The organism is Mesorhizobium sp. M2A.F.Ca.ET.039.01.1.1 (assembly GCF_003998035.1).
Taxonomy (GTDB): Bacteria; Pseudomonadota; Alphaproteobacteria; order Rhizobiales; family Rhizobiaceae; genus Mesorhizobium.
Genome location: NZ_RZRY01001339.1, coordinates 1 through 858, shown reverse-complemented (window position 1 = coordinate 858; position 858 = coordinate 1). Strand labels below are relative to the sequence as shown.

Below are 858 nucleotides of genomic sequence, written 5' to 3'. Positions count from 1 at the left end.
CTCCAGTGAGGATTATGGGCAAGAATTCAATAGACGGTGACATCTAAAGACTTAGTCCCGCAGCCACAATCTTGTGAAGAAATTGCTTGGTCCGTTCTTGCTGCGGGTTCGAGAAGATTTCCTTGGGGGGGCCTTCCTCTACAATGCGCCCGCCGTCCAAAAACAGCACGCGATCAGCAAAATCGCGGGCGAAACTCATCTCGTGGGTGACGAGCAGCATCGTCATGTCGGTCTCGACCGCCAGTTTGCGCATTACATTGAGAACTTCCTCGACCAACTCGGGATCCAGCGCCGAGGTGACCTCATCGAACAACATGACTTTTGGCTTCAGTGCGAGCGCCCGTGCTATCGCCACACGTTGCTTTTGGCCACCGGACAGTTCGGCAGGAAGCGCGTCAGCTTTGTGCGCCATGCCCACCATGTCGAGCAGTTCCATAGCCAAAACCTTGGCGGCTGCCTGAGAAAGCCCTTGAGTTAGGATCGGCGCCAGGGTCACGTTGCGCACGACTGTCATGTGGGGGAATAGATTAAATTGCTGAAACACCATGCCGATGTTTCGACGCATCTCGTGGAGCTGAGTTTCGCGTTGTCGCGCACTTAGCTTCGCCATGCCAGGGCTCCACAGTGGAGAGCCCTGGATGGCGACACTGCCGCCTTCAATTTCTTCGAGGGTCATCAAGATCCGCAGGATTGTGGTCTTGCCCGAGCCTGACGCGCCAATCAGCGCCAATTTCTCTCCAGGCGAAACACTGAAACTTAGATCGTTCAGAACAGGATGTGCGCCGTATAGTTTGCGCACATCGGTGAATTGGACCATAGGCGCGGCCATGACAGCTCCCAGAAGGAATAGCCCACAAT

1 protein-coding gene is annotated in these 858 nt (G+C 55.1%); it reads right to left on the bottom strand.

Translation table 11 applies throughout. The features are described 5' to 3' along the window. Positions 1–43: 43 nt before the first annotated feature. Entirely contained in the window at positions 44–829 is a 786-nt protein-coding gene (gene ehuA / locus EOA24_RS39735; protein ID WP_127410916.1) for an ectoine/hydroxyectoine ABC transporter ATP-binding protein EhuA, read from the bottom strand. Between the last annotated feature and the right edge of the window lie 29 nt (positions 830–858).

Excerpts from the sequence above, each read along its gene's own strand:
- ehuA (WP_127410916.1), bottom strand. The coding sequence starts at position 829 with ATGGCCGCGCCTATGGTCCAATTCACCGATGTGCGCAAACTATACGGC.